The sequence below is a fragment of the Bacillus sp. 01N42_2 genome (assembly GCF_056399565.1).
Map to the genome: position 1 here is coordinate 477950 of NZ_JBFTRO010000002.1, position 25701 is coordinate 503650.

Genomic DNA, 25701 nt, shown 5'->3' on the forward strand with positions numbered 1-25701 from the left:
CTTTTTTACGCTTTTTACTCTTCTTCAAGATGACACCGGCATTGTCCGCAGCATGTTCCGTATAACGTCGTTACCTTCTCATCCTCAAAGTAATGAATCGCTTCGTTACAGTCTTGGCAAACAATCGTACCCATCTCTCATTCCCCATTTCTCAGAATTTGAAAACGCTTAATTCTTACTTGTTGTTATTATATTATTATGTCACATTTAATATGTCAACCGATAAATTGTATAACACATTTATTTTTTACGGTCTTTTTATAGCTCGAGGATCAATCACGGTATATCCTTTATTACGCAATCCTTTTACAATGTCCGGCATGGCTTCGGCCGTCCACTTCCGGTCATGCATCAATATGTTGGCGCCGTCCCGCAGATAAGGGCTGCTCAGCGTGATATCGGTAAGCGCTTTTTTGGATTGATATTTCTGATCCCAATCGTAGCCGAAGGTCCAGTTCATTTTCACCATACCTTCTTGTTTTATAAGTTTGTCACTGTAGTCCGTATTGCTTCCGAAAGGCGCCCTGAAAAACGCCGGTTTCTCCCCGGTTATCTTTTCAACGGCTTTATTGACGCCGATGATTTCTTCCCGTTGTTTTTGTTCGGAAAGGTCTTTTAAATTTTGATGAGTCATTGTATGATTTCCGATCATAAAGCCTAACTCATGAATATGCTGAAGCGCTTTCTTATTTTCATCTTTTTTCAAAAATTGGCCGTTCACAAAAAAGATCGCTGATGCATGGAGATCATGCAGTTTGTCCGCAATCTCAGCGGCATGCTGATCGGGTGCATCATCTATCGTTAACAATGCAATCGGTTTTTTGTCTTTCTGGTCATCTAGTTTTTCCACGGCAAAGGTTTTCGGATTGATATAGTAACGGGGCTCTGCCTTCTGTTTTTTCCGTTTTTCCTCTTTTGTATGAGTGTTTTCCTGTTTAGCATGATTGACCGCAGCTTGAGAATGGGGTTGTTTATTTGTTTGCGTTTTTTCAGTTGATTGGCAGCCGACGAGCAAGCACATCCATATGACGGCAACAGCGGCTTTATACATGACAATCCCTCCTGATATGGTTTTGCCCACAGTATAACGAAAAAACAGCGCTCTCACGAAAAATAATGTGCCTTTTTTACACATCGGCTTCACAAGTTGTCACACGTATTATTTCTTCATTAAAAACGGTTTCAATTATATAACAATTAAGTAACAAGCCTTAGGTTTTTCACCTCTCGTGATACACTTGATATAGTCCTTATAAATGGATGAACCAATATATTATATAAAACAGAGGAGTAAGATAGATGCGCTACCGTACGGTGATTCCCTTTTTTTTGATGCTGTTCGTTCTGTCAAGCTGTTCGGTTTCTACTGTCAGTCCGTTCAAAAATAACCGGATCGACAGCATTCATCACACTCAAATCTTGTTTTTTTCCGATGAAAATCATATAGATAAAGAAGTTCCTTACTACGATGCGATTCTTGATTTAGAAAAGAAATACCCCCATCATGTTGATCAAATGAAAGTTTATGACAACAGAAAGGGCTGGGAAGAAGAAATCAACACATTCCCGGCACTGATGGTAGTCAATCACCGGCATGTCGTCATGAAGATTGAAGGCGCGGTAAAGAAAAAAGAGGATATTATCAAGCCTATGCAGCATGTGCTTGCACAATAAAAACAGCCCTCGCTTTTAAAAGCGGGGGCTGTTCATTTTCTTGCAATGATTATTTTACGATATGGATCGGGCTTCCGATTGCCACTTCGGCAGCTTCCATTGTGATTTCGCCCAATGTCGGGTGAGCGTGAATTGTCATTGCGATATCTTCAGCAGTCATTCCGCCTTCGATCGCCAGGCTCAATTCAGAAATCATATCAGAAGCGCTCGCGCCGGCAATTTGCGCACCGATCACAAGACCGTCTTCTTTACGAGTGATCAGCTTCATGAAGCCGTCAGTTTCGTTAAGAGACAGCGCGCGTCCGTTTGCAGCAAACGGGAACTTAGCAGCAACGACTTCAATGCCTTCTTCTTTCGCCTGTGCTTCAGTGTAACCGACAGAAGCCAGTTCAGGCTCAGAGAATACAACCGCCGGAATACCGAGGTAATCGATTTCAGCAGGCTCTCCCGCAATAGCTTCCGCAGCGATTTTACCTTCGTAAGACGCTTTGTGAGCCAATGGAGGGCCGTCAATGATGTCACCGATTGCGTAAATGTTCGGTACGTTTGTGCGGCACTGCTTGTCCGTTTTAATGACACCGCGGTCAGTCATTTCGATACCGACTTGCTCAAGGCCGAGCTCATCAGTGTTCGGACGGCGTCCGACAGTGATTAATACGTAATCAGCATCAACCGTTTTTTCTTCGCCTTTTACTTCGAACGTAACTGTTACGCCGTCAGGTCTTTCTTCAACGCCTTTAGCCATAGCGCTTGTATGGATTTCAACGTTGCCTTTTTTCTTCAGTCTGCGGGTAACGAGAGAACTCATTTGTTTTTCGAAGCCCGGAAGAATTTCATCTCCGCCTTCTAAAATCACCAATTCAGTTCCGAAGTTTGCATACGCTGTTCCAAGCTCGGTACCGATATATCCGCCGCCGATAACAACGAGTTTTTTCGGAATTTCTTTAAGCGCCAGTGCGCCTGTAGAGTTCAGGACACGTTCGCTATATTTGAAGTTTGGCAATTCGATAGGGCGAGAACCGGTAGCAATGATCGCGTTTTTAAATGTGTATGTTTGCGCAGAGTTCTCATCCATTACACGTACAGAGTTGCTGTCTACGAAATAAGCTTCGCCTTTTACAACGTCCACTTTATTTCCTTTTAAAAGACCTGCAACACCGCCGGTAAGCTTATTTACAACAGAAGCTTTCCATTCTTGGACTTTTGTAAAGTCAACTTTTACGTTCTCAGCAGTGATTCCCATGTCATCTGAGTGTTTTGCATTCTCGTAACGATGGCCTGCATTGATAAGCGCTTTTGAAGGAATACAGCCGACGTTCAGACAAACGCCTCCAAGAGTTGCTTTTTCAACGACTGTTACTTTTTGTCCAAGCTGAGCAGCGCGGATGGCAGCTACATAGCCGCCAGGTCCCGCACCAATCACAAGAGTATCTGTTTCAATAGGGAAATCTCCTACTACCATAACATTACGCCTCCATTAAAATAAGTTGTGGATCGTTCAGTAAACGCTTGATGTGGTTTAACGCATTTTGTGCAGTTGCTCCGTCAATCATACGGTGGTCAAAGCTGAGAGAAAGAGCTAAGACAGGAGCAGCTACAATTTCACCGTCGCGGACGATCGCCTTTTCAGCGATGCGGCCGATACCGAGAATCGCAACCTCTGGGTGGTTGATAACCGGTGTGAACCATTGGCCTCCGGCAGAACCGATATTTGTGATTGTGCAAGAAGCGCCTTTCATTTCCGCAGGTGCAAGCTTGCCTTCACGCGCTTTTGTAGCAAGGCTGTTAATTTCATCAGAGATTTCGAAAACGGCTTTACGGTCGGCATTTTTCACTACCGGCACAAGCAGGCCTTTTTCAGTATCCGCTGCAATTCCGATGTTGAAGTAATGTTTTTGGATCACTTCATCTGTTTTATCATCAATAGATGTGTTTAAAACAGGGAATTTTTTCAGAGCAGATGTTAGGGCTTTTACGACGTAAGGCAGGTAAGTCAGCTTGATGCCTTGATCAGCAGCAACTTGTTTGAACTGTTTGCGGTGAGCAACAAGATTTGTTACGTCAACTTCATCCATAAGAGTTACGTGCGGTGCAGTATGCTTAGAGTTCACCATTGCTTTAGCAATCGCTTTACGGATACCGCTCATTTTTTCGCGTGTTTCAGGGAACTCGCCTTCAGGAGCCTGAGCCGCTGCAGGTTTAGCCGTTTCCTGAGGCGCCGCTGTTTCTTGCGGTGCCGCTTCTTGAGCTCCGCCGTTTACAAAGCTGTCGATATCTTCTTTTACAACACGTCCGTTATTTCCTGAACCTGTTACTTTTCGGATATCAACGCCTTTTTCACGTGCATATTTGCGTACAGAAGGCATAGCGATCACGCGTTTGTTCGGATCAGCTTCCGCTTGGTCCTGCTGTCCTGCGCCAGTTTCTTTTGCAGGCTCTGCTGCGCGTTCTTCTTTCGCTACGTCCTGTCCTGCCTCAGCGGAAGACTGAACTTGCGCTTCAGTTTTCGCATCGCCGGATTCGTCGCTTCCTTTAAATTGAAGATCTTCGTAACCAGGTGCGTCAAACGTAATAATCGTTTGTCCAACAGTTGCAACCGTTCCCTCTTCAACTTTTAATTCTAATACTTTTCCTTTAACAGGTGAAGGAATTTCTACCACTGCTTTATCATTTTGCACTTCAGCCAGTACATCGTCTTCTTCTACCTCGTCGTTTGGCTTAACAAACCATTTTACGATTTCGCCTTCGTGGATACCTTCCCCGATATCCGGAAGTTTAAATTCAAATGCCACAGTTTTCGACCTCCTAGTTGATTAAGCAAATTTTAGTTATGCATACGCAAGCATTGAACCTTTAAAAACAGGTTTATAATAGAGGAAAAGAACGTGTGTCTTTCCCTCCTGTTATGAAGCCTGATTAAAATTCAAGAACTTTTTTCGCAGTTTCAAGAACGTCTTTATGGTTTGGAAGCCATACGCTCTCAGCTTGCGAGAAAGGAAATACTGTATCAGGCGCTGCGACACGCAGTACCGGAGCTTCCAGGCTCAGGATCGCGCGGTCATTGATTTCAGCTACAACGTTGGCGCCGACACCTGCTTGTTTTTGAGCCTCTTGCACGACAATTGCGCGGCCTGTTTTTTCAACAGAAGCGATAATCGTATCGATATCAAGCGGGCTTACAGTGCGAAGGTCGATAACTTCAGCAGAAACGCCTTCTTTTTCAAGCTCTTCAGCAGCTTTAAGCGACTCATGAACCATTGCGCCGTATGTGATGATAGAAAGGTCAGCACCTTCGCGTTTCACGTCAGCTTTTCCAAGCTCAATTGTGTATTCTTCCTCAGGAACTTCCTGACGGAAAGAACGGTAAAGTTTCATATGTTCTAAGAAAACGACTGGGTCGTTGTCACGGATTGCAGAAATTAAAAGTCCTTTTGCGTCATACGGAGTAGACGGAATAACAACTTTAATACCCGGCTGCTGAGCCACAAGGCCTTCTAAGCTGTCAGCGTGAAGTTCAGGAGTGTGAACCCCGCCGCCGAATGGAGAACGGATTGTCACCGGAGAACTCCAGCGGCCGCCTGAACGGTAGCGCATACGGGCCATTTGGCCTGAAACTGAATCCATTACCTCATATACGAATCCGAAGAATTGGATTTCCATAACCGGACGGAAACCGTTTAACCCTAAACCAAGAGCGAGACCGCCGATACCGGATTCAGCAAGCGGCGTATCAAATACACGGTCTTCACCGAATTCTTTTTGCAATCCTTCAGTCGCACGGAATACGCCGCCGTTAACACCAACGTCTTCTCCGAAAACTAAGACATTTTCGTCATTTTTCAGTTCTGTGCGTAACGCATCCGTGATTGCTTGAATCATTGTCATTTGCGCCATGGCTTACTTCGACTCCTTCTGTGTATAAGTTTCTAATTGCTCTTTTAGGTTGTAAGGCAATTCTTCGTGCATGATTTTGATTAAATCAGTCACTTTTTGTTTCGGTTCAGCATCTGCTTTTTTGATGGCCTGCTTAATTTCTTCTTTTGCAGCCTCAATGACTTTGCTTTCTTCTTCTTCAGACCACAGGCCTTTGTTTTCAAGGAAAGCGCGGAAACGGACGAGCGGATCTTTCTGCTCCCATTCGTTTTCGATTTCTTTCGTGCGGTATTTAGTCGGATCGTCACCGGCCATTGTATGCGGACCGTAACGGAACGTAAGTGTTTCGATCAGTGTCGGACCTTCGCCGTTAATTGCGCGTTCGCGCGCTTCAGCAGTTGCAGCGTACACCGCAAGGGCATCCATACCGTCAACCTGAACGCCGACAATACCTGCTGCGGCTGCTTTTTGAGCGATTGTTTGAGCCGCTGATTGTTTTTCAACAGGAGTTGAAATCGCATAGCGGTTATTTTGCACTACGAAGATCGCTGGGGCTTTGTAAGCTCCGGCAAAGTTGATTCCTTCGTAGAAGTCCCCTTGAGAGGCGCCGCCGTCACCTGTGTATGTGATAGCTATGGCTTTTTTACCCCGTTTTTTAAGACCGAGCGCTACACCGGCAGTTTGGATGTATTGAGCACCGATAATGATTTGCGGAGAAAGGGCGTTCACATCATCTGGCATTTGGTTTCCACGGAAGTGTCCGCGGGAGAATAAGAACGCTTGGTAAAGCGGCAGACCGTGCCAGATTAATTGAGGCACATCGCGGTAGCCCGGAAGAACGAAATCTTCTTTTTCAAGCGCGAAATGCGTTGCGATTTGTGAAGCTTCCTGGCCGGCAGTAGGAGCGTAGAAACCGAGACGTCCCTGACGGTTTAATGAGATAGAGCGCTGATCAAGCACGCGTGTGTATACCATGCGGCGCATAAGCTCTTTTAATTGATCATCTGTTAAATCAGGCATCGCCGCTTCATTCACGACTTCTCCCTTTTCATTTAAAATTTGGAACGTTTCGAACTGCTTCTTAATGGCATCAAATTGCTTCTTACTGTCAACGATTGTTTTTTTCGTTTTTGCAGCCATACTAAAGTCACCTCTTCCTTTCTTTTAAACAGTCATTAGACGTGCATTCCTGTATACATACAAACTTAGGATACCCTAAAGTATTAGCAGCAAGTCGTATATATTTAGCCTATCCCCAGTTTGCCGAAACCTTTATGTAGGATCATCACTATCTGATCTGAACTGTATTATTTCGGAGTTGTAAAAGACTGATACAACACCGCTTAACATGGATAAGTTTACACTAAATAAAGAAGACCCGTCAATCGTTTTAAATGTTGATTTTAAATAAATGTATTCGCTTTATATTTTTCCGGCGGGACAAGCTGTTCATCCGCCGAAACTGTACTAGTATACATACATCTGCTGTACTACAATAGAATTCAGAATCCTTTTTTCCGCATAAAAAAAGGGCCGGACATCCGGCACCTTTCATCGTTTTCAGCTTTCATTGACATGAAAGCCGGCCTCTTTATACAGCTCTTCTCTGGCCTGATTATACTCTTTTGTCTGCTTGTTAAACGCCCCGCCCTGCTTTAATACCTTTTTGTAGGAATCGTTCACTTTGCCGATCTTCTTGTCGAGGTCTTCTGCAGTCAGGTCTTTTTTCTTAATGGCGCTGTACAATTCTTTATCATATTGAATGGCTTTCATATAGTCTTTATAGAGACCGCCGTATAAATCATAGCGTTTTTCCATACGTGAGGCTGCTGCTTGCGCCTTTTTCTTAATGGACCGGTCTTTAATCGATCCGGCTGTTTGTGTGACGGTTTCAAATTCTTTTTTCGAACTGTCTATACTGTCTTTTTCCGCTTTCAGATGCTGCTTGCGCTGTTCCGCGTTTTTAAGGGCTTCATCCGAAAGAGAGACGATTTTTTCGTAATCATTCATATTCAGCTGAATGACTTCGTTATACAGCTCATCTTCCTTTTTCTCCAATTTTTCTAATGTTTTCTGCTCTTTTTGAAACGGTTTTTCTGCCTGTACGGCTTTTTCCATCGAATCATGAATCGTTTCAACCGGGTCTTTCCCCCCGCAGCCTGCAAGCAGCATACTTGCGGCGGCGAGCGCTCCGATTCCCGCCAGCATCTTTTTTTGTAACATATTCACTTAAAATCCCCCAATCTTGACAATTTCCACTATAGAAGCCAGAACGCCTTTTGACAATAGCTGAGCTGTAATTGGTATTCCCGGAAATTTCGGGCAAAGACATTTATGGCGCCGTGAGAGCGTACTTGCGTAAAAAATTGAGAAAACAGGGCGGATGACCATACATCTTTTTGGCTTTTACATAGTTTATAGTAGACGCCGGCCCTGCTGAAAAGGGTCAGCGTAATTAAAAGAGGAGGTTTTTTTATGTACGGATATGGATTTGGCGGCGGATTTGGCGGCGGTTGCTGCGGCGGATACGGTTATGGCGGCGGATACGGATACGGCTGCGGAGGCGGTTACGGCCGCACCTTCGCATTAATCGTCGTATTGTTTATCTTATTAATCATCGTCGGTGCCGCTTATTTAGGCTGCGGCTGCTGACCTTATACACCATGAACATCGGCCGGCCTGCTATGGCCGGCCAATTGTTTCGTTGCGCCGCGATAAGGAAGTTCGCTATAATTTACATATTAAGCTTTAGGAGTGAAGTTTCTTGATTACTATGGAAAATATTGTCCGCGACGGACATCCCGTGCTCAGAGAGATCGCTGAAGAGGTCCGGCTTCCCGCTTCTGACGAAGAAAAACAGCAACTTGCTGATATGATTGAGTTTGTGAAAAACAGCCAAAATCCTGAATTAGCCGAGAAATACAACCTTCGTCCCGGAGTCGGTCTTGCCGCTCCTCAAATAAACGTAAAAAAACGGATGATCGCCGTTCATGCTGAAGATGCGAAAGGCACTTTATACAGCTATGCCCTTTTCAACCCTAAAATCGTCAGCCACTCAGTAGAAAAAAGCTACTTGACGAGCGGAGAAGGCTGCCTGTCAGTAGATGAACCCATTCCCGGCTATGTGCCGCGCTACGCACGCATCCGAGTAAAGGCGACGACGCTTGAAGGGGAACAGATTGACATCCGCCTCAAAGGTTTTCCGGCCATCGTGTTCCAGCATGAGATCGACCATTTGAACGGTGTGATGTTTTACGATCATATCGATCAAGAAAATCCGTTAAAAGAACCTGAAAACGCCATTGCTATTGACCGTTAAAAAGAACCGGCACTTCTTTAAGTGCCGGTTTTCTTCATTTCAAAAGCCCCAGTTCTTTGACAGCCCAGCTGATTCCCTCTTCATCCACCGGCTTTGTGACGAAATCAGCGGCAGCCTTTAATTCCGGAACTGCATTTCCCATCGCCACCCCGGTGCCGACAAAACGGATCATCTCTAGATCATTTAGTCCGTCGCCGAAGGCATAAGTGTCGCTTATGCTGTACGGAAGGCGCTCAAGCACTCTTTTAATGCCTTCCGCTTTTGAACCGCCCTTCGGAAGCACATCCGTTGACAGTTCATGCCAGCGGACATAATCAAACTCCGGAAAAGCGGCGTATGCTTTTTCTTCATGTCCGCGGCAGAATAAAAGCAGCTGATAAATATCTTTTCCTTTATAAAATGTTTCATCAACTTCGGGATAAGGCGCTTTCAGACTGCCGATTCCTTCGGAGACGTGCGGATGTCCCGGAACGGTCGTTTTCATCGTGTCTTCCGCCATGAATACGACGGGGTGCTCCCCTTCTGCCGCCTGCTTTAATAAACGCGCGACTGCATCTTCCGGCAGCGGATTTTTATAAATAACATCGCCTTCAAACACGACATATTGGCCGTTGTATGAAATAAATGATTCAATCTCCAGCTCTTCCAGAATCGGCTTTACCATAAACGGAGACCGCCCGCTGGCGATAAAAACGTGATGGCCGGCCTCTTGAAGCGCCGCCACGGCGTTTCTTGCGCTATCGGGGATATGTTTATCATGGTCATAGATCGTGCCGTCAATATCAAAAAAGATCAGTTTTGGTTTCATGTCAATTTCTCCTTTATCCCGTTTATCAGTCGTGTCTTGTTCAATCTCATCATACAGAAAGTTTTTCTTCCGGCAAACAGCCTTGACGAAATTCCAATTTTACCCACGAAAACAAATCCGGTTTTGCCGCATACTACTGCTATAAAGGGCTTTAAAGGAGGTATATGATGCTGCGCCGGTTACGGAAGAAACTCAGAAGACAGTGGGGCGGAATGCTCCGGAAAAAAGTCATCGCGTAGAAGGGATCTTTCGGTTTTTGAAAGTCCCTTTTTTGCTCGAGACTTTCCTTATAATCCGTTTTCGAATATAATAGAATAAGCGAGTCTAACATACGGCATTTAAGGAGAGATTTGGATGATTTATAAGGTATTTTATCAAAAGAAGGCTGACGAAGTACCTGTACGGGAAAATACAGATTCACTTTACATTGAGGGCGTTTCAGAACGGGACGTCAGAACAAAACTGAAAGATAAGAAATACAACATTGAATTTGTTCAGCCTGTGGACGGTGCTTTTTTAGAATATGAGAAGCAGAGCGAAAATTTTAAAGTATTGGAGTTATGAGCGGAATGAAATTTGTAAAAAATGACCAGACTGCCGTTTTTGCCCTCGGCGGATTGGGCGAGATCGGGAAAAACACGTACGGGGTGCAGTTTCAGGATGAGATTGTACTGATTGATGCGGGAATTAAGTTTCCTGAAGATGAACTTCTCGGCATTGATTACGTAATCCCCGATTACACATATTTAGTAAAAAACGAAGACAAAATTAAAGGTCTGTTTATCACCCACGGTCACGAAGACCATATCGGCGGTATTCCGTACCTGCTCAGACAAGTAAATATTCCCGTTTACGGCGGTAAACTCGCGATCGGCTTACTTCGGAATAAACTTGAAGAGCACGGGCTATTAAGACAGACAAAATTAAACATCATCGGTGAAGACGACATCGTTAAGTTCCGGAAGACGTCTGTATCCTTCTTCAGAACGACACACAGCATTCCGGATTCATACGGAATCGTCGTCAAAACACCGCCGGGCAATATCGTACATACCGGAGACTTTAAGTTCGATTTCACACCGGTAGGCGAACCGGCAAACTTGACAAAGATGGCCGAAATCGGGAAAGAAGGCGTTTTGTGCCTGCTTTCTGACAGCACGAACAGTGAGGTGCCCGATTTCACCATGTCAGAACGCCGTGTAGGCGAAAGTATTCACGATATTTTCCGAAAAGTGGACGGCAGAATTATATTTGCGACATTCGCTTCGAACATTCACCGTCTTCAGCAAGTGATTGAAGCTGCCGTTTTAAACGGCAGAAAAGTTGCCGTATTCGGACGCAGTATGGAATCGGCTATTGAAATTGGACAGACTCTCGGTTACATCAGCTGCCCTAAAAATACGTTTATTGAGCATAACGAAATCAACCGTATACCTGCCAATAAAGTAACGATTTTATGTACGGGCAGCCAGGGTGAACCGATGGCGGCGCTATCACGCATCGCTAACGGCACGCACCGTCAGATATCCATTAATCCCGGAGATACGGTTGTCTTTTCTTCTTCTCCGATTCCCGGAAACACAATCAGCGTAAGCCGCACCATCAACCAGTTGTACCGTGCGGGCGCAGAAGTCATTCACGGTTCGCTGAATGACATCCATACATCCGGACACGGCGGACAGGAAGAACAAAAATTAATGCTCCGCCTGATTAAACCGAAGTTCTTCATGCCGATTCACGGGGAATACAGAATGCAGAAAATGCACGTCAAACTCGCGACTGATTGCGGCATTCCTGAAGAAAACTGCTTTATTATGGACAATGGCGAAGTGCTGGCGCTCAAAGGCGAAGAAGCAGCTGTGGCAGGCAAAATCCCGTCCGGTTCCGTGTACATTGACGGAAGCGGAATCGGTGACATCGGCAATATCGTGCTCCGCGACCGCCGCATTCTTTCAGAAGAAGGCCTTGTTATCGTTGTTGTCAGCATCAACATGGACGACTTTAAAGTATCGGCAGGACCTGATTTAATTTCAAGAGGTTTTGTATACATGAGAGAATCCGGTGATTTAATCAACGACGCACAGCAGCTCATTTCGAACCATCTTGAGAAAGTAATGGATCGGAAAACAACGCAGTGGTCCGAAATTAAAAACGAAATTACCGACACGCTCGCTCCGTTCCTATATGAAAAAACAAAACGCCGCCCGATGATCCTTCCGATCATTATGGAGGTCTAAAAAAAACTGCACTCATGATGAGTGCAGTTTTTTTATTGCAGCGGAATATGCTGAAAGGCTTTGACATCAAACAGACCGGCTGCCGTCATTTTAATATCCGGAATCACCGGAAGAGCTAAAAACGATAATGTAAGAAACGGATTGAAATTACCGGTGAATCCGAGCAAAGGAAGCTTTTCATGAAGCACGCCCAGGCTGTCATTCACCCATTCCGCAGACTTATCAGACAAAAGCCCGGCGATCGGAAGCGCGACAGAGTGAAGCAATTCTCCGTTTTTCACGGCTGTCAGCCCTCCTCCGGTGTCACGCAGTCTGTTGATTGCTTTTGCTAAATCGGCATCGTTTGTACCGACAGCGATGATGTTGTGGGAATCGTGAGAAATGGTTGTGGCAATGGCGCCTTCTTTTAATCCAAACCCTTGTACAATCCCGAGACCTATCATTTTTTCTCCGCTGTGGCGTTCAGCGACGGCGATTTTTAATAAATCATTTTCTGTATCAGGACAAAATGTGCCGGCAGACGGTGCAGAGACTTCTTTTTTCCTCGTCTCTAAATGATTTGGTATGATTTCGATTACATTCATTAACCTGCCCTCTTGAATCGGCATATGAAAATCTGATTCAGTCAGCGGCGCTTTCAGCCGTACTGTATCCAACAGCGCCTGACCCGGAGAATAAGAGCCGGCAGACTGCTCATAAACCGGGCAGCCGTTCTCGGCAACGGTCCGGCCGGCGACCAAGGTCTTTGTGACGGCAGCCTCCCGCAAATCCGAAATAAACAAGAGATCTGCATCAAAACCCGGTGCCACCGCGCCTTTTGTTTCAAGACCGTAGCACTCGGCCGCATTTAAGCTGGCGAGCTGATACGCAAGGAATGGATCAAGTCCCGCTTTTATTGCCATTTTGACTTGGTGGTTCACACTTCCTTCTGAAAGCAGATCGTCTACATGTTTATCATCCGTACAAAAGAAGAAGCGGCGCGCATTTTTTTCGTTCACCGCCGGCAGCACATTGAGCGTATTTTTGGCCACCGATCCTTCGCGCAGCATGACATACATTCCCCGCCTGATTCTGTCCAGCGCCTCTTCTTTTGTCGTCACTTCATGATCATTTGACACTAGCGCGGTTCTGTATATATTGATGATATCTGAAGACAGTCCGGCTAAATGCCCGTCAATCCGTTTCCCATAATGCTTGGCATCAAGCAGTTTCTGAAGCATATCCTCTTCACCTTCCGCAACAGACACATAGTCCATTACTTCCGCCAGTCCCAGCACCTCTTTTTCCTGATAAAAAGGCTTTAAATCTTTGGCTTTTAATACGGCTCCCGAGCGTTCAAAGCTTGCGGCGGGAACACAGGAAGGAAGCATGAAACGGATGTTCAGCGGCGCTTTTTTCGCCTGCTCTATCATAAATGAAATGCCTTTTGCCCCCGAAACGTTCGCGATTTCGTGAGGATCAGTAATGACAGTCGTCACTCCATGAGGGAGGACTGCTTTTGCAAATTCAATCGGAGTAACCATAGAGGACTCGATATGAACATGTCCGTCAATAAAGCCCGGAACGATCATTTGGCCTTCTGCATCAATGACTTCTTCCCCTTCATACTCGCCCAACCCGACGATCACTCCGTCCGTAATGGCGATATCTGCAGAAATCCATTCCTGGTTAAATACATCCATGATTTTTCCGTTTTTAATGACGGTATCGGCTTTTTGTCGGCCGGCCGATGCATTCAGCCGTTCAGCCAGTGTTTCTTTGTTCAAAATGAGGCCTCCTCTTTTTCTTTATATGGTACAATATGCTATCGGATCGCCTGATCATAGTCAATAAAAACTGCAGAATATACCGCTTACACGATAAATGTCTTTCTATTCTGACATATAAAAAAGACCGTCCTTTTACGGACGGCTTTTCACTTTGTATGAAGCACTCTTTTTTCAAATCGGGAAATGTCCGTAAGAGAGCCGATAACAATGAGAATATCGTCTTTTTGGATCATTTCAGTCGCCAGCGGAGATACGATTACTTCTTTTTCTCTCTTGATGGCCACGATGTTAATGCCGTACTTCGCGCGTATGTCCAGATCAAGCAGTGTGTTGCCCGCAAGCCTGCTGTTGGCTACGATCTCCACGATGCTGTGTTCGTCAGACAGCTCTAAATAATCAAGCACATTATTTGATACGATGTTGTGGGCGATGCGTTTTGCCATGTCACGTTCAGGGTGGACGATGTGGTCGGCCCCGATTTTCGCAAGCACTTTTTCATGATAGTCGTTCTGCGCTTTGACCGTGATCGTGTTCACGCCGAGTTCCTTTAAGATGAGCGTCGTTAAAATGCTCGCCTGTATATTTTCGCCGATTGCCACAATGACGTGGTCAAAATTGCGCAGCCCCAGATTTTTCAGCACCGATTCATCGGTTGAATCGCCGATGACGGCGTGTGATGCGATTTTGGCATATTCATTTACTTTATCTTCATCAATATCCATCGCCATGACCTCAAGGCCTTCTTCACTTAATGCTTTGCAAATACTCCCGCCGAAGCGTCCGAGACCGATAACGGCAAACTCTTTTCTCATAACAGTACTCCTTTAAACAATATCTCTAATAGGAATAGTATCACATTTTCGGCAATGAGTTCATATGGCGTTTGAGCTTTTCTGAAAAGGCGGGCGATAAATACAGGTCTGCTCCGCGTTCGATTTCTTCCTGATAGTGACCCGGAGGCGCAATTTCCTCAGCTTTATCAAGCACAAGAAACGTCAGGCAGCCCCTGTAAATACGGCCGCCGGCATTCACTTCTATGAACGCGGGACGATATGTATGGCTATCAACACCTTCCCGTTTATACAGATAGGTTGCCGCTTCAAACGGGAGCTTGTACAGCACACCTTCAGTACGGCCGCCGTCTTCAACAAGATCGGCTCTGGAACCGTCAGGACGCCTTAACGTGAATCTCGTCGAATACCCTTCAGCAACCGCCCCTCCGACCGGCTCGGCAAAAAAGTGATCGACACCAGCCTGTTTAAAACGGGCATTATCCATACATGAACCGTAAGCGAAATAATAAACCGGGCTGTCATCCTCCCGTTTCATAAAACGATATTCTTTCCAGTCTCCGCTTTTGATCCGGCTGAATGAAGCACACTGCTCAGGCTTTACGACATATGCGAAGGCGGTTTTATTCCCGAGATCCGTCGTCACGGCGACTTCCTCCCGGTCAAAATCGGCATAATGCGCATCCAGCTTACGGATCATCTGATGATCTGTTTCATACAATTCTCCGTATACAAAAGCTGTTTCTGCTAAAGACGCCGCGGGCTGACCTTTTTCTGTTTTATACAGCACGCCGTTTATCGCGGCCTGCTCGCACACACACGGAGCGCCTTTCAGCAGCTCATGGTTTTCTTCACGCTTCCGTAACAAACCGTATACAAAAAGAAGCAAGTTAGTTTTCCTCCTTTTGGACAGCAGCCGCTTCTAAAGGCAGAAATACCTGAAACGTACTGCCTTCTCCATTTTTGCTCTTAATGTTAAGTTTACCATTATGCTCCTTGAGAATTCGTAAACAAATCGGAAGACCGAGGCCTGTTCCCTGATCTTTTGTCGAGAAAAACGGTCTCCCGATGTTTTTAAGCTTTTCTTTCGACATGCCGTTTCCTTCATCCTGTATGCTGATCACCGCGTATTCTTCATCCCGTTTTGTGTAAATATGAATATTCCCGCCGTCAGGCATCGCCTCAATCGCATTTTTAATAATATTGATAAATACCTGTTTCAGCTGGTTTTCGTCACCGTTGACCATACAGGACTCAGTCTGCCTGAAATCCTTCTCAATCACAGTGTTTGACAGCACCGCGTTTGTGTCAAGAAGCGTCGCCACCTGCCTTAAAATATGGTTGAGATGATGGGCGGTAAACGTCACGGTCTGCGGCTTGGCGAGCAGAAGCAGCTCTCCCAGCACAAGATCTATCCTTTTAATTTCCGAAAAAATAATATCAAAATAATCCGTTCGTTCCGGATACTGAGCTTTCATCAGCTGGAGAAAGCCGCTGACTGATGTTAAAGGATTTCTTACTTCGTGGGCGATTCCTGCCGCAAGTTCACCGGCGATAGCCAGCTTTTGAGATTGCATGGCGAGCCGTTCGTTCGTTTCCAGAAGCTCATCAACCGCTTTTTTCCGTTCACTGATATCAGACATCGTCCCCAGGCTTCCGACAAATTTCTGTCTGCGGTCATAATACAGCTTATAATGAACTTCTCCCCAAAAGATAGTGCCGTCTTTTTTAATATATTTAGCCGTGAACATTCCTGACGGAGACTGCTGCTTAATTTGGGAGATAATATAATCAATGATATGTTTCTCTTTTATAAAATAATCATTATACATCGTGCCCATACATTCGCTGATGGAATAGCCCGTAATCGCCGTCCAAGCTTGATTCAAATATGTAATATTCCCTTGTGAATCCGTCTGAAAAACAATTTCCTGCAGATTGTCCATGATCCGGTTTTTCTCATCTGAAAGCGCCTTTGCTTTCTGCTCGCTGTCCTTCAGCTCCGCCAGCAGCTGCTTTTTATGATCTACATAATAAGCCAGCAGCCAGACGCTGATTAACGTGACAGTGGTAAAAGTGATATCAACAGGCCAGTTAATCGGATTCCGTTCAATTATATAAAATAAATAATCCCAAAACATAATAAAAATCATTGCCAAGATTAATGAAATGATACGCGCTTGATATTTTCCCATAGTCCCACCTGCCGCTAGCATTTCTACATATATTGTAACATTGTTGACCGCATTATTGACTAAAAAATGATAACTATTCCCAATTATTTGAGCAGGTTTGCTTGATTTTACCGTGAGTTTTTGCACAAGTTCATAATAAAAGGGCGGAATGACGCTCCGCCCTTTTTATCATTATGATTTATCTTTTAACGCTTCCTCGATTTCCTCAAGCAGCATTTTCGCTCCTTCAGGGCTTAAGATGATTTTACCGTTGCCGTATTCCTGATTGTCGGGGGTAATTTCTCCGGTCATTAAGCAAATGCCGTGCGGTTTGTATTTTTTCAAGACAATTTTGTCTCCGTCAACAAAAAATTCAATACTATCTTTAATAGCGATATCCAATGCTCTTCTCAATTCAATCGGCATGACAATACGCCCTAGTTCGTCTACTTTTCTTACTACACCAATTGATTTCATAGAAATCCCCTACTTCCTTTAATGTCTCTTATATATGTCCAAGGAAAATCCTTCATAAACGTAGACGAAAGTAACGGAGCAAAAGTTTCTCCGCATCCAGTAATGAATGTTTTTTTACAGAAGAAAGCCTTTTTGAAATACGGGATACAGACTTTCCCTCCTTTTTTACAAAAACATTTCATTCCCGGCGGAAACCCCCAAAAATCGTGGTTTTTCTCAGAAACTTTAAATGTAGAATCAATTAAATCAGGATAGGGATTGGGTGAAAATATGTTTCAATCAACTGAGATCGGAATCGACTTAGGAACCGCTAATATACTTGTTTACAGTAAAAATAAAGGAATTATTTTAAACGAGCCTTCCGTTGTCGCTGTAGATACAACAACGAAAGCGGTGCTTGCCATCGGAACAGATGCCAAAAACATGATCGGAAAGACGCCGGGGAAAATCGTCGCCGTACGGCCGATGAAAGACGGCGTCATTGCTGATTATGATATGACAACTGACTTATTAAAACACATTATGAAAAAAGCCGGAAAAAAAATCGGGATGACCTTCCGCAAACCGAATGTCGTCGTCTGCACACCTTCAGGATCAACAGCCGTTGAACGCCGCGCCATCAGTGACGCTGTCAAAAACTGCGGAGCAAAAAATGTTCACTTAATTGAAGAACCCGTAGCAGCTGCAATCGGAGCCGACCTCCCGGTTGACGAGCCGGTCGCAAACGTCGTCGTGGATATCGGAGGCGGTACGACTGAAGTCGCCATCATCTCATTCGGAGGCGTCGTGTCCTGCCACTCTATCAGAATCGGCGGCGACCAGCTTGATGAAGATATCGCTTCGTTCGTCAGAAAAAAATACAACCTGCTGATCGGAGAACGTACGGCAGAACAAGTGAAAATGGAAATCGGTTTTGCATTGATTGAACATGTGCCGGAAACGATGGAAATCCGCGGCCGTGACCTCGTAACCGGTCTGCCGAAGACGATCAGACTGCAGTCAAATGAAATTCAGCACGCGATGCGTGAATCGCTCCTACATATTCTTGAAGCCATCAGAGCGACTCTTGAAGATTGTCCGCCGGAACTCAGCGGGGACATCGTTGACCGCGGCGTCGTGTTAACCGGCGGGGGCTCGCTTTTAAACGGGATGAAAGAATGGCTGACAGAAGAAATCGTCGTTCCCGTTCATTTGGCCGCAAATCCGCTTGAATCAGTCGCTATCGGCACGGGGCGTTCGTTAGACGTCATCGACAAGCTGCAAAAAGCGATTAAATAATAAGATTGTGCTTCTTTTTTCTCCTGCCGGCTCATATTGTGAGAACTGGAGAAACATTAAGGAGGAAGCATATGCTTAGAGATGTGGGAAGACGCGTAGCGGTAGCTGTCATTTTAAGCGGAATTATCTTGGGGGGGATGAGCATTTCGCTGGCCAATATGCCCCATTCTCCGGCCGGCAGCACCGTAAAACTGAATCATCCGTAAAGACGCAGCAAAGGCTGTGTCTTTTTCATTTACGCTCCTTTCTTTTCTTTATGAGGCGATATTTGATATGATGAGAAAAACCGATGAGGAGGAATGAACGATGAGTTCGTTTACTGAAAAGTTAAATACATATGCTCGGCTGGCGGTAGAAGTCGGCGTCAATGTCCAAAAAGGACAGCATGTCGTAATCAATGCCTCAACCGATGTCCGGGAACTTGTCAGACTGCTGGCTAAACATTCGTATGAAAAAGGCGCAAAAAACGTCACCGTAAATTGGCAGGACGATGAATTGTCCAGATTAAAATACGAAATGGCCCCGTTTGAAGCGTTTGAAGAATATCCTGAATGGGAAGCGAAAGGCAAAGAAGAGCTCGCGAAAAAAGGAGCTGCGTTTATTTCTGTCGTCTCATCCGACCCCGACCTGTTAAAAGGCACTGACGGGAAACGGATTGCAGCGTTCCAAAAAGCCGCCGGAAAAGCATTGCATACATACAGACAATATATTCAATCAGATAAGGTCAGCTGGACGGTGATCGGAGCCGCTTCAACAGGCTGGGCGAAAAAAGTGTTCCCGGATCAGCCGGAAGAAACAGCCGTTCAGCTTTTATGGGAAGAAATTTTCAAAACGACCCGCGTAAATGAAGAAAACCCAGTGGAAGCATGGAAAAAACATGATCAAAACCTTCATGAGAAAGTGGAACACCTGAACAAAAAACATTACAGCGCCCTGCATTATCAAGCTGAAGGAACAGACTTAACCATTGAATTGCCGAAAAAACATGTATGGGCGGGCGCGGGAAGCGTGAATGAAAACGGGCACGAATTCATGGCCAACATGCCGACAGAAGAGGTTTTCACTCTTCCGCAGCGTGATGGGGTGAACGGCACGGTTTCCAGCACGAAACCGCTGAGCTACGGCGGCAACATTATTGATAACTTTACACTTACCTTTGAAAACGGCCGCATCGTTGATGTGAAAGCTGAAAAAGGCGAGGAGATTTTAAAAGGCATCGTCGAAACCGATGAAGGCTCGCATTATCTCGGAGAAGTGGCCTTAGTGCCGTACGATTCACCGATTTCACAATCAAATATTTTATTTTACAACACACTGTATGATGAAAATGCATCAAACCACTTGGCGATCGGCAGCGCGTATGCCTTTAATATCGAAGGCGGCAAACAAATGACACGGGAAGAGCTTGTTAAAGAGGGCTTAAATGAAAGCATTACGCACGTAGATTTCATGGTCGGCTCCAAAGATATGAATATCGACGGAATTACAGCTGACGGCAAAAGAGAACCGATCTTCAGAAACGGAAACTGGGCATTTTAATAAAAAAGGAGGCGCTTCGGCCTCCTTTTTTATTTTGCTTCATACATTTGCAGGTTGGCAAGGACGGTTTCCAAAACAGGGGTATCAACTGACAAGCCTTTCGCTTTCTCAAGCAGAAAACCGTGTAAATGATCACCTTCTGTCACCCGGCCCTTTTCCATGTCTCTCAGCATCGACGATTTCATATGATAAGACATGCTTGTCAACGTACGATAACTCTCTTCTTCAAGGTCAGCGTCCTTCGGAATGCCCGCAGCCTTGAAAATGGCTCCGATTTCTGCAAAAAGACGCTTTGCCGTATTGCGGCCGCCTTCTGTATCTAAAATAGGTCCGACCGGCTGTTGAAACAAAGTGGTTACTCCCGCCTGCGCGGCAATGAACATGTACTTTTTCCAAATATCCTTTTCAATATCCCGGCTGATGATGACATCCGCTTTCACACCCGCAAACGCTTTTTCCAGCTCATTTATACGTTCTGTGCGTTCCCCGCTCCATTCACCGAACACAAAGCGGTGGGCAGCGCTCGTATGAAGAATTTCCCCTTTTTCGTTAAGGGCGCTCTCAATAAAGCAGAGGCCTCCTAACACCTGCCGTTTTGAAAAAGCTTCGAACAGCTCGTTATAGTGCCTGTACCCGTTTAAAAAAGGAATAATGACCGACGAAGGTTTGACAAACGGCTTGACATCCCCAATGACGTCCTGCAAAGAATACGCTTTTGATGCGATGATAAAGGCGTCAAACTCTCCTTCTTCGCCCGCCATGATTATTTTCGGCTTGATTGAAACATCACCATTTGCACTTTTGACAGTCAATCCCGTCTCTTTTAATTGTTCCGCCCGCTTCTGACGGACGAGAAACGTAACGTCATTTCCCTTCTCTGCAAGACGTGCGCCGATATAACCGCCCACTCCCCCTGCTCCGACAACTAAAAACTTCATGATGCATTCCTCCGTCTCTTTTCAATTCATATGTTCCTTATTGTAACGGGAAGTCAGAAGATTGAAAACTTTTTTCACAAATAAAAAGCAGAGTCTCCTCTGCTTTTTTATTACGCGTATAGCTCCTCAAGCTTTTTCTGCACATCCGCATTTTCAAGAAATTCGTCATAAGACATTTGTTTGTCAACGATGCCTTTAGGCGTTAATTCAATGATGCGGTTGGCAATTGTCTGTACAAACTGATGGTCATGAGATGAAAACAGCATAGCGCCTTTAAAGCTGATTAAACCGTTGTTAAGCGCTGTAATGGATTCCAGGTCTAAATGGTTTGTCGGTTCATCCAAAATTAAAATGTTCGCGCCGGAAAGCATCGCTTTTGAAAGCATGCAGCGCACTTTTTCTCCTCCGGAAAGAACGTTTGATTTTTTGTTGACTTCTTCCCCAGAGAACAGCATGCGTCCTAAGAAGCCGCGCAGAAAGCTTTCGCTTTGGTCATGCGGCGAGTATTGGCGGAGCCAGTCTACAAGGTTCGCATCGCTGCCGTCGAAATATTCGCTGTTGTCTTTCGGGAAGTACGCCTGAGAAGTGGTGACGCCCCATTTGAATGTGCCGCTGTCAGCTTCCATTTCCCCGGAAATGATTTTGAACAATGTCGTAACGGCAAGCTCATTGCGGCCCGTAAACGCGATTTTGTCTTCTCTGTTCATAATAAAGCTGACGTTATCAAGCACCTTAACGCCGTCAATCGTTTTCGTTAAGCCTTCTACCCGCAGCACGTCATTTCCGATCTCGCGTTCCGGCGTGAAATTGACATAAGGATAACGGCGTGATGACGGTTTGATATCATCAAGCGTAATTTTATCAAGGAGTTTCTTTCTTGATGTCGCCTGCTTTGATTTAGAGGCGTTGGCGCTGAATCTGGCCACGAACTCCTGAAGCTGTTTAATCTGCTCTTCTTTTTTCTTATTGGCTTCCTGAGAAAGCTTTAATGCAAGCTGGCTGGATTCATACCAGAAATCATAGTTGCCGACATACACTTGAATTTTATTAAAATCAAGATCGGCGATGTGCGTGCACACTTTATTTAAAAAGTGACGGTCGTGGGATACGACGATGACTGTGTTCTCAAAGTTGATCAGAAACTCTTCCAGCCACTGAATCGCTTTCAGATCCAAGTGGTTCGTCGGTTCATCAAGCAGCAGAACGTCCGGCTTGCCGAACAGCGCCTGCGCCAAAAGCACTTTCACCTTTTCTGATCCGCCTAAGTCCGCCATTTTCTTCGTATGCAGGTCTTCAGAGATGCCCAAACCCTTTAACAAAATAGCGGCTTCACTTTCAGCTTCCCATCCGTTTAATTCCGCAAACTCTCCTTCAAGCTCAGCGGCGCGGATGCCGTCCTCATCAGAAAAATCCGGTTTCATATAAATCGCGTCTTTTTCCTGCATGACTTCGTATAAACGTTTATGTCCCATAATGACGACTTTCAGAACTTCGTAATCTTCATATTCAAAATGGTTCTGCTTCAGGATGGCAAGGCGTTCGCCCGGGCTCATATGGACATCGCCGGTCTGAGGCTCCAGTTCACCGGATAAAATTTTCAAGAATGTTGATTTTCCGGCACCGTTTGCGCCTATTAATCCGTAGCAATTGCCCGGCGTAAATTTAATATTGACATCTTCAAATAACTTGCGATCCGCAAAACGCAAGCTCACATTATTTACAGCAATCATTTATAATCCTCCATCGTGTCTAACATCAATAAAAGTATACCATGAATAAAGGGGAAGAGAAATGTTTCCCTGCGAATATAAGGGTTTTGAAAAGACGCAAGCGCCAAACCCGAAGCCCTGTGATACAATAGATATATATACATATTCATCACGGAGGAACAAGTTGAAGCTTTTAACACTCACAGAATATTGTCTTATGATTTTCTTTACCGGGGTTTTTCTGGCCGTCACAGGCTTTACCGCACGTGACATCGGCTTGTACGTCGGAATCGCCCTCATTTACACGTTTTCGCATCTCTTTTCAAAACGGATGCTTGAAAAACGCGGCAAAGAGAAGCAGCAGGTGAATCTTTTTTTCAGCGTTCTGGCCATTGTCGGATCAGTGCTGGCCACGGTAATGTTCATTGCCATCGCCGCCTCGTTTGCCAAATAAAAAACGCCGGCCGTCCGAATCGGGCAGCGCGGCGTTTTTATTTTGTCTGACGCATATCATGAAACGGGAAGAACACAAACTTCGAGGTGCCGACGATCCGTTTTTCGGCAATTAAACCGAGTCCGTTCCGGCTGTCCATTGAGTTCAGCCGATTGTCGCCCATGACGAAGTATTTGCCTTTCGGAACCTTTACGGGGCCGAAATCTCCCGTCAGGTTGACTCCCAGTTTTTTCGCTTCTTTTTTATTGCTCGCGAGGTACGGTTCATCGATTTTTTTGCCGTTTATATAAAGCGTGTCATTTTTCATTTCCACCGTTTCTCCGGGTTTTCCGATGAGCCGCTTTACATAATGGACTTTCGATGTATCACCGTTAATAATGACGATGTCCCCCCGCTCGATTTCTCCGATATAATTGACGCTTTTGTTGACAAACAGCCTTTCACCGTCATGTAATGTCGGGTACATTGATGATCCTTCCACTAAGTACGGTTCAAACAGGAAATGGCGGATTAAAAGCGCAAGAGCGACCGCTATTATGATGGCCTTTCCCCATTCCCAATACGTGTTGGATTTTCTTTTTACCGATTTTTCAGAAGTAGGTTTTTGTTCTTCAGTCAACGTGGTTCCTCCTAGACGATCACTGTTACGGTTCATGTACTATCTTTACTTTATCACAACTCATCACAAAATACATAACGCTTCTATGCGCATATGATTGAAAAAAGCGCCCGTAAAGGACGCTTTTTGTTTATTTCTCTACTACCGGTTTTTTGACGATTCCCAAGATAACCGCCGTTACAACCGCTCCGATCACGATGCTCATTAAGTAAAGCAGCGGATGGTTCGTAATGAATGCAACGAATATTCCTCCGTGCGGTGCAGGGAGCGTTACCCGGAAAAACTCTGTCAGTCCGCCCGCTACCGCAGAACCGATAACGGCTGCAGGGATGACGCGAAGCGGATCAGCCGCCGCAAACGGGATGGCGCCTTCTGTAACGAAAGCAGCTCCCATGAAGTAGCACGTAATACCGGCTTCACGGTCACGTTTAGAGAATTTATGTTTAAAGAATGTTGTCGCCAGTGCAATTCCAAGCGGCGGAGCCATTCCGCCCGCCATGATGGCTGCGTGCGGGGCATAGTTTCCGGCGCCGATCATCGCAATCCCGAAAGTGAACGCCGCTTTATTGAGCGGGCCGCCCATGTCGATAGCCATCATACCGCCTAAAATAATCCCCATTAAGACAAGGTTTCCGGTTCCAAGGCTTTCAAGCCAATTTGTTAAGAAATTCATAAACGCTGCTACAGGTGTGTTAATGACAAACTGCATCAGGACACCGGTGATAAAAATACCGAGCAGCGGATAAATCAATACAGGTTTTAATCCGTCAAGAGTCTGAGGAATAAAGACAAACAGCTTTTTCAGCAGGACTACAACATAACCGGCTAAGAACCCGGCAATCAGTCCGCCCAAGAATCCGGCATTCGCCTGCGTAGCCATAAATCCGCCGACCATACCCGGCGCAAATCCCGGACGGTCCGCAATACTCATTGCGATGAATCCGGCAAGAACGGCAACGATCAGTTTTAACGCATTATCGCCGCCGATAAAGTTCAGCGCTGCAGCAAACGTGTTATATGTCGGATCTTTCGGCTCAGCTGAATGAATTCCCCAGAAGAATGAAATCGCAACGAGGATTCCGCCGCCGACGACAAATGGCAGCATGTTGCTGACACCGCTCATTAAGTGTTTATAGAAAGTGCTTCCGATGCTTGTGCCTGATTTCTGTTTCGGGCCGTCTTCATTAGAAGAGGCAGATCCTCCGCCGCTGCCTTCGTAAATCGGCGCATCTTGATTAACGGCTTTTTCAATCAGTTCTTGAGGACGTCTGATACCGGCCGTTACGGGCACTTGAAGAACATGTTTGCCTTTAAAGCGCTCCATTTCAACCTGTTTATCAGCCGCTACGATAATCGCAGGCGCATCTTCAATTTCCTGAGCCGTCAGCTTATGCTTGATTCCGCTTGAGCCGTTTGTCTCTACTTTAATGTCGACGCCGAGCTCTTTCGCTTTTTCTTTCAGTGCGTCAGCAGCCATGAATGTATGGGCGATACCTGTCGGACATGCAGTAACCGCAAGAATTTTGCCCTTTCCTGACGGCGCTGCCTGTTCTTCCTGCTCTTCTTCTTCCTCATCGTCATCTTTGTCATGCTGATTGATGATGTCAATGATCGCATCTTCTGATTCAGCCTCAAGAAGCTGTTTGCGGATTTCTTCACGCATGAGAAGCGTTGAAAGTCTTGATAATGCTTCAAGGTGCGTATTGTTCGCTCCTTCAGTTGCCGCAATCATAAAGACCAGGTGTGCCGGCTGACCGTCTAATGATTCATAGTCCACACCTTCTTTTGAACGTCCGAATGCGATGGCCGGGTTAATGACGCTCGCCGTCTTCGCGTGAGGAATGGCAATGCCTTCGCCGATTCCCGTCGAGCTTTGGCTTTCACGATTTAAAATGGCTGCTTTGTAAGCCTCTCTGTCATTTAATCTGCCGGCTTTGTCAAGCACTGTCACCATTTCATCGATAACGTTTTCTTTCTCTTTGCTTTCTATATTGAGATGAATTGTATCTCTTGTTAACAGCTCAGTTATCTTCACTTTTCTT

26 protein-coding genes are annotated in these 25701 nt (G+C 45.5%); 9 read left to right on the forward strand and 17 right to left on the reverse strand.

Annotated elements, in window-relative coordinates; translation table 11 throughout:
- Positions 1 to 14: 14 nt before the first annotated feature.
- Together AC1DN5_RS06055 and AC1DN5_RS06060 are read right to left on the reverse strand one after the other, a co-directional pair.
- Positions 15 to 134 carry a GapA-binding peptide SR1P gene (locus AC1DN5_RS06055; protein ID WP_076982563.1) on the reverse strand — a complete coding sequence of 40 codons (120 nt, stop codon included), beginning with the start codon at positions 132 to 134 and terminating at the stop codon, positions 15 to 17.
- Between the two features lie 113 nt (positions 135 to 247).
- Positions 248 to 1051 (reverse strand): polysaccharide deacetylase family protein, encoded by an 804-nt coding sequence (locus AC1DN5_RS06060; protein WP_366969434.1) that lies wholly within the window; start codon positions 1049 to 1051, stop codon positions 248 to 250.
- 248 nt (positions 1052 to 1299) lie between these two features.
- Between AC1DN5_RS06060 and AC1DN5_RS06065 the strand changes: the two genes are divergently transcribed.
- Positions 1300 to 1674 (forward strand): hypothetical protein, encoded by a 375-nt coding sequence (locus AC1DN5_RS06065; protein WP_016936259.1) that lies wholly within the window; start codon positions 1300 to 1302, stop codon positions 1672 to 1674.
- Positions 1675 to 1723: 49 nt separating this feature from the next.
- On the opposite strand, the gene lpdA is transcribed toward AC1DN5_RS06065, so the two are convergent.
- The 5 genes from lpdA to AC1DN5_RS06090 form a co-directional block, all read right to left on the reverse strand.
- Entirely contained in the window at positions 1724 to 3136 is a 1413-nt protein-coding gene (lpdA, locus tag AC1DN5_RS06070) for a dihydrolipoyl dehydrogenase (RefSeq protein WP_045926934.1), read from the reverse strand.
- Between the two features lie 4 nt (positions 3137 to 3140).
- Positions 3141 to 4466 carry a pyruvate dehydrogenase complex dihydrolipoyllysine-residue acetyltransferase gene (pdhC, locus tag AC1DN5_RS06075; protein WP_045926933.1) on the reverse strand — a complete coding sequence of 442 codons (1326 nt, stop codon included), beginning with the start codon at positions 4464 to 4466 and terminating at the stop codon, positions 3141 to 3143.
- A gap of 124 nt (positions 4467 to 4590) precedes the next feature.
- Positions 4591 to 5568: a pyruvate dehydrogenase complex E1 component subunit beta gene (pdhB, locus tag AC1DN5_RS06080; protein WP_016936262.1), complete on the reverse strand. Its 978-nt coding sequence runs from the start codon at positions 5566 to 5568 to the stop codon at positions 4591 to 4593.
- A 3-nt stretch (positions 5569 to 5571) separates the two neighbouring features.
- Positions 5572 to 6687, reverse strand: a complete 1116-nt coding sequence (gene pdhA, locus AC1DN5_RS06085; RefSeq protein ID WP_366969436.1) for a pyruvate dehydrogenase (acetyl-transferring) E1 component subunit alpha — start codon at positions 6685 to 6687, stop codon at positions 5572 to 5574.
- Positions 6688 to 7107: 420 nt separating this feature from the next.
- Positions 7108 to 7776 (reverse strand): YkyA family protein, encoded by a 669-nt coding sequence (locus AC1DN5_RS06090; RefSeq protein ID WP_366969438.1) that lies wholly within the window; start codon positions 7774 to 7776, stop codon positions 7108 to 7110.
- 246 nt (positions 7777 to 8022) lie between these two features.
- Between AC1DN5_RS06090 and AC1DN5_RS06095 the strand changes: the two genes are divergently transcribed.
- Positions 8023 to 8199, forward strand: a complete 177-nt coding sequence (locus AC1DN5_RS06095; protein WP_060962889.1) for a YjcZ family sporulation protein — start codon at positions 8023 to 8025, stop codon at positions 8197 to 8199.
- Between the two features lie 112 nt (positions 8200 to 8311).
- On the forward strand, positions 8312 to 8866 hold the full coding sequence (gene def, locus AC1DN5_RS06100) for a peptide deformylase (RefSeq protein ID WP_016936264.1): 555 nt from the start codon (positions 8312 to 8314) through the stop codon (positions 8864 to 8866).
- Between the two features lie 34 nt (positions 8867 to 8900).
- Here def and AC1DN5_RS06105 read toward each other — a convergent pair whose 3' ends face one another.
- On the reverse strand, positions 8901 to 9674 hold the full coding sequence (locus AC1DN5_RS06105; RefSeq protein WP_045926931.1) for a Cof-type HAD-IIB family hydrolase: 774 nt from the start codon (positions 9672 to 9674) through the stop codon (positions 8901 to 8903).
- Between the two features lie 354 nt (positions 9675 to 10028).
- Here AC1DN5_RS06105 and AC1DN5_RS06110 point away from each other — a divergent pair, with 354 nt between their 5' ends.
- Together AC1DN5_RS06110 and rnjA are read left to right on the forward strand one after the other, a co-directional pair.
- Entirely contained in the window at positions 10029 to 10238 is a 210-nt protein-coding gene (locus AC1DN5_RS06110; protein WP_016936266.1) for a DNA-dependent RNA polymerase subunit epsilon, read from the forward strand.
- A gap of 5 nt (positions 10239 to 10243) precedes the next feature.
- Entirely contained in the window at positions 10244 to 11911 is a 1668-nt protein-coding gene (rnjA, locus tag AC1DN5_RS06115; RefSeq protein ID WP_029575210.1) for a ribonuclease J1, read from the forward strand.
- 32 nt (positions 11912 to 11943) lie between these two features.
- Here the strand turns inward: rnjA and ade are convergent, their stop codons facing one another.
- The 5 genes from ade to AC1DN5_RS06140 form a co-directional block, all read right to left on the reverse strand.
- Positions 11944 to 13677: an adenine deaminase gene (ade, locus tag AC1DN5_RS06120; RefSeq protein ID WP_366969439.1), complete on the reverse strand. Its 1734-nt coding sequence runs from the start codon at positions 13675 to 13677 to the stop codon at positions 11944 to 11946.
- A gap of 149 nt (positions 13678 to 13826) precedes the next feature.
- Positions 13827 to 14492 (reverse strand): Ktr system potassium transporter KtrC, encoded by a 666-nt coding sequence (gene ktrC / locus AC1DN5_RS06125; RefSeq protein ID WP_016936269.1) that lies wholly within the window; start codon positions 14490 to 14492, stop codon positions 13827 to 13829.
- Positions 14493 to 14532: 40 nt separating this feature from the next.
- Positions 14533 to 15360, reverse strand: a complete 828-nt coding sequence (locus AC1DN5_RS06130; protein WP_016936270.1) for a gamma-glutamylcyclotransferase family protein — start codon at positions 15358 to 15360, stop codon at positions 14533 to 14535.
- Position 15361: 1 nt separating this feature from the next.
- The gene (locus tag AC1DN5_RS06135) at positions 15362 to 16666 is read right to left on the reverse strand and encodes an ATP-binding protein (protein ID WP_366969440.1); all 1305 of its coding nucleotides are present in this window, start codon (positions 16664 to 16666) and stop codon (positions 15362 to 15364) included.
- Between the two features lie 171 nt (positions 16667 to 16837).
- Positions 16838 to 17122, reverse strand: a complete 285-nt coding sequence (locus AC1DN5_RS06140) for an AbrB/MazE/SpoVT family DNA-binding domain-containing protein (protein ID WP_013352109.1) — start codon at positions 17120 to 17122, stop codon at positions 16838 to 16840.
- 270 nt (positions 17123 to 17392) lie between these two features.
- Between AC1DN5_RS06140 and mreBH the strand changes: the two genes are divergently transcribed.
- The 3 genes from mreBH (at position 17393) to AC1DN5_RS06155 (ending at position 19939) form a co-directional block, all read left to right on the forward strand.
- Entirely contained in the window at positions 17393 to 18400 is a 1008-nt protein-coding gene (gene mreBH / locus AC1DN5_RS06145) for a cell shape-determining protein MreBH (protein WP_029575211.1), read from the forward strand.
- A 71-nt stretch (positions 18401 to 18471) separates the two neighbouring features.
- A complete protein-coding gene (locus AC1DN5_RS06150) occupies positions 18472 to 18606 on the forward strand; it encodes a protein YkpC (protein WP_016936273.1) in 135 nt (44 codons plus the stop codon).
- A gap of 100 nt (positions 18607 to 18706) precedes the next feature.
- Positions 18707 to 19939 (forward strand): aminopeptidase, encoded by a 1233-nt coding sequence (locus AC1DN5_RS06155; RefSeq protein ID WP_366969442.1) that lies wholly within the window; start codon positions 18707 to 18709, stop codon positions 19937 to 19939.
- Positions 19940 to 19968: 29 nt separating this feature from the next.
- Here the strand turns inward: AC1DN5_RS06155 and AC1DN5_RS06160 are convergent, their stop codons facing one another.
- Both AC1DN5_RS06160 and AC1DN5_RS06165 read right to left on the reverse strand, forming a co-directional pair.
- The gene (locus AC1DN5_RS06160) at positions 19969 to 20877 is read right to left on the reverse strand and encodes a ketopantoate reductase family protein (RefSeq protein WP_366969443.1); all 909 of its coding nucleotides are present in this window, start codon (positions 20875 to 20877) and stop codon (positions 19969 to 19971) included.
- A 110-nt stretch (positions 20878 to 20987) separates the two neighbouring features.
- A complete protein-coding gene (locus tag AC1DN5_RS06165) occupies positions 20988 to 22607 on the reverse strand; it encodes an ABC-F family ATP-binding cassette domain-containing protein (RefSeq protein ID WP_016936276.1) in 1620 nt (539 codons plus the stop codon).
- Between the two features lie 163 nt (positions 22608 to 22770).
- Between AC1DN5_RS06165 and AC1DN5_RS06170 the strand changes: the two genes are divergently transcribed.
- Positions 22771 to 23040, forward strand: coding sequence for a hypothetical protein (locus AC1DN5_RS06170; protein ID WP_015239771.1), 270 nt, complete (start codon positions 22771 to 22773; stop codon positions 23038 to 23040).
- A gap of 37 nt (positions 23041 to 23077) precedes the next feature.
- Here AC1DN5_RS06170 and lepB read toward each other — a convergent pair whose 3' ends face one another.
- Positions 23078 to 23695, reverse strand: a complete 618-nt coding sequence (gene lepB / locus AC1DN5_RS06175) for a signal peptidase I (protein WP_395940959.1) — start codon at positions 23693 to 23695, stop codon at positions 23078 to 23080.
- A gap of 94 nt (positions 23696 to 23789) precedes the next feature.
- Positions 23790 to 25694, reverse strand: coding sequence for a PTS fructose transporter subunit IIABC (locus AC1DN5_RS06180; RefSeq protein ID WP_045926923.1), 1905 nt, complete (start codon positions 25692 to 25694; stop codon positions 23790 to 23792).
- Between the last annotated feature and the right edge of the window lie 7 nt (positions 25695 to 25701).

Excerpts from the sequence above, each read along its gene's own strand:
- AC1DN5_RS06055 (WP_076982563.1), bottom strand. The coding sequence starts at position 134 with ATGGGTACGATTGTTTGCCAAGACTGTAACGAAGCGATTCATTACTTT.
- AC1DN5_RS06060 (WP_366969434.1), bottom strand. The coding sequence starts at position 1,051 with ATGTATAAAGCCGCTGTTGCCGTCATATGGATGTGCTTGCTCGTCGGC.
- AC1DN5_RS06065 (WP_016936259.1), top strand. The coding sequence starts at position 1,300 with ATGCGCTACCGTACGGTGATTCCCTTTTTTTTGATGCTGTTCGTTCTG.
- lpdA (WP_045926934.1), bottom strand. The coding sequence starts at position 3,136 with ATGGTAGTAGGAGATTTCCCTATTGAAACAGATACTCTTGTGATTGGT.
- pdhB (WP_016936262.1), bottom strand. The coding sequence starts at position 5,568 with ATGGCGCAAATGACAATGATTCAAGCAATCACGGATGCGTTACGCACA.
- pdhA (WP_366969436.1), bottom strand. The coding sequence starts at position 6,687 with ATGGCTGCAAAAACGAAAAAAACAATCGTTGACAGTAAGAAGCAATTT.
- AC1DN5_RS06095 (WP_060962889.1), top strand. The coding sequence starts at position 8,023 with ATGTACGGATATGGATTTGGCGGCGGATTTGGCGGCGGTTGCTGCGGC.
- AC1DN5_RS06105 (WP_045926931.1), bottom strand. The coding sequence starts at position 9,674 with ATGAAACCAAAACTGATCTTTTTTGATATTGACGGCACGATCTATGAC.
- AC1DN5_RS06110 (WP_016936266.1), top strand. The coding sequence starts at position 10,029 with ATGATTTATAAGGTATTTTATCAAAAGAAGGCTGACGAAGTACCTGTA.
- rnjA (WP_029575210.1), top strand. The coding sequence starts at position 10,244 with ATGAAATTTGTAAAAAATGACCAGACTGCCGTTTTTGCCCTCGGCGGA.
- ktrC (WP_016936269.1), bottom strand. The coding sequence starts at position 14,492 with ATGAGAAAAGAGTTTGCCGTTATCGGTCTCGGACGCTTCGGCGGGAGT.
- AC1DN5_RS06135 (WP_366969440.1), bottom strand. The coding sequence starts at position 16,666 with ATGGGAAAATATCAAGCGCGTATCATTTCATTAATCTTGGCAATGATT.
- AC1DN5_RS06140 (WP_013352109.1), bottom strand. The coding sequence starts at position 17,122 with ATGAAATCAATTGGTGTAGTAAGAAAAGTAGACGAACTAGGGCGTATT.
- mreBH (WP_029575211.1), top strand. The coding sequence starts at position 17,393 with ATGTTTCAATCAACTGAGATCGGAATCGACTTAGGAACCGCTAATATA.
- AC1DN5_RS06150 (WP_016936273.1), top strand. The coding sequence starts at position 18,472 with ATGCTTAGAGATGTGGGAAGACGCGTAGCGGTAGCTGTCATTTTAAGC.
- AC1DN5_RS06155 (WP_366969442.1), top strand. The coding sequence starts at position 18,707 with ATGAGTTCGTTTACTGAAAAGTTAAATACATATGCTCGGCTGGCGGTA.
- AC1DN5_RS06160 (WP_366969443.1), bottom strand. The coding sequence starts at position 20,877 with ATGAAGTTTTTAGTTGTCGGAGCAGGGGGAGTGGGCGGTTATATCGGC.
- AC1DN5_RS06165 (WP_016936276.1), bottom strand. The coding sequence starts at position 22,607 with ATGATTGCTGTAAATAATGTGAGCTTGCGTTTTGCGGATCGCAAGTTA.
- lepB (WP_395940959.1), bottom strand. The coding sequence starts at position 23,695 with ATGAACCGTAACAGTGATCGTCTAGGAGGAACCACGTTGACTGAAGAA.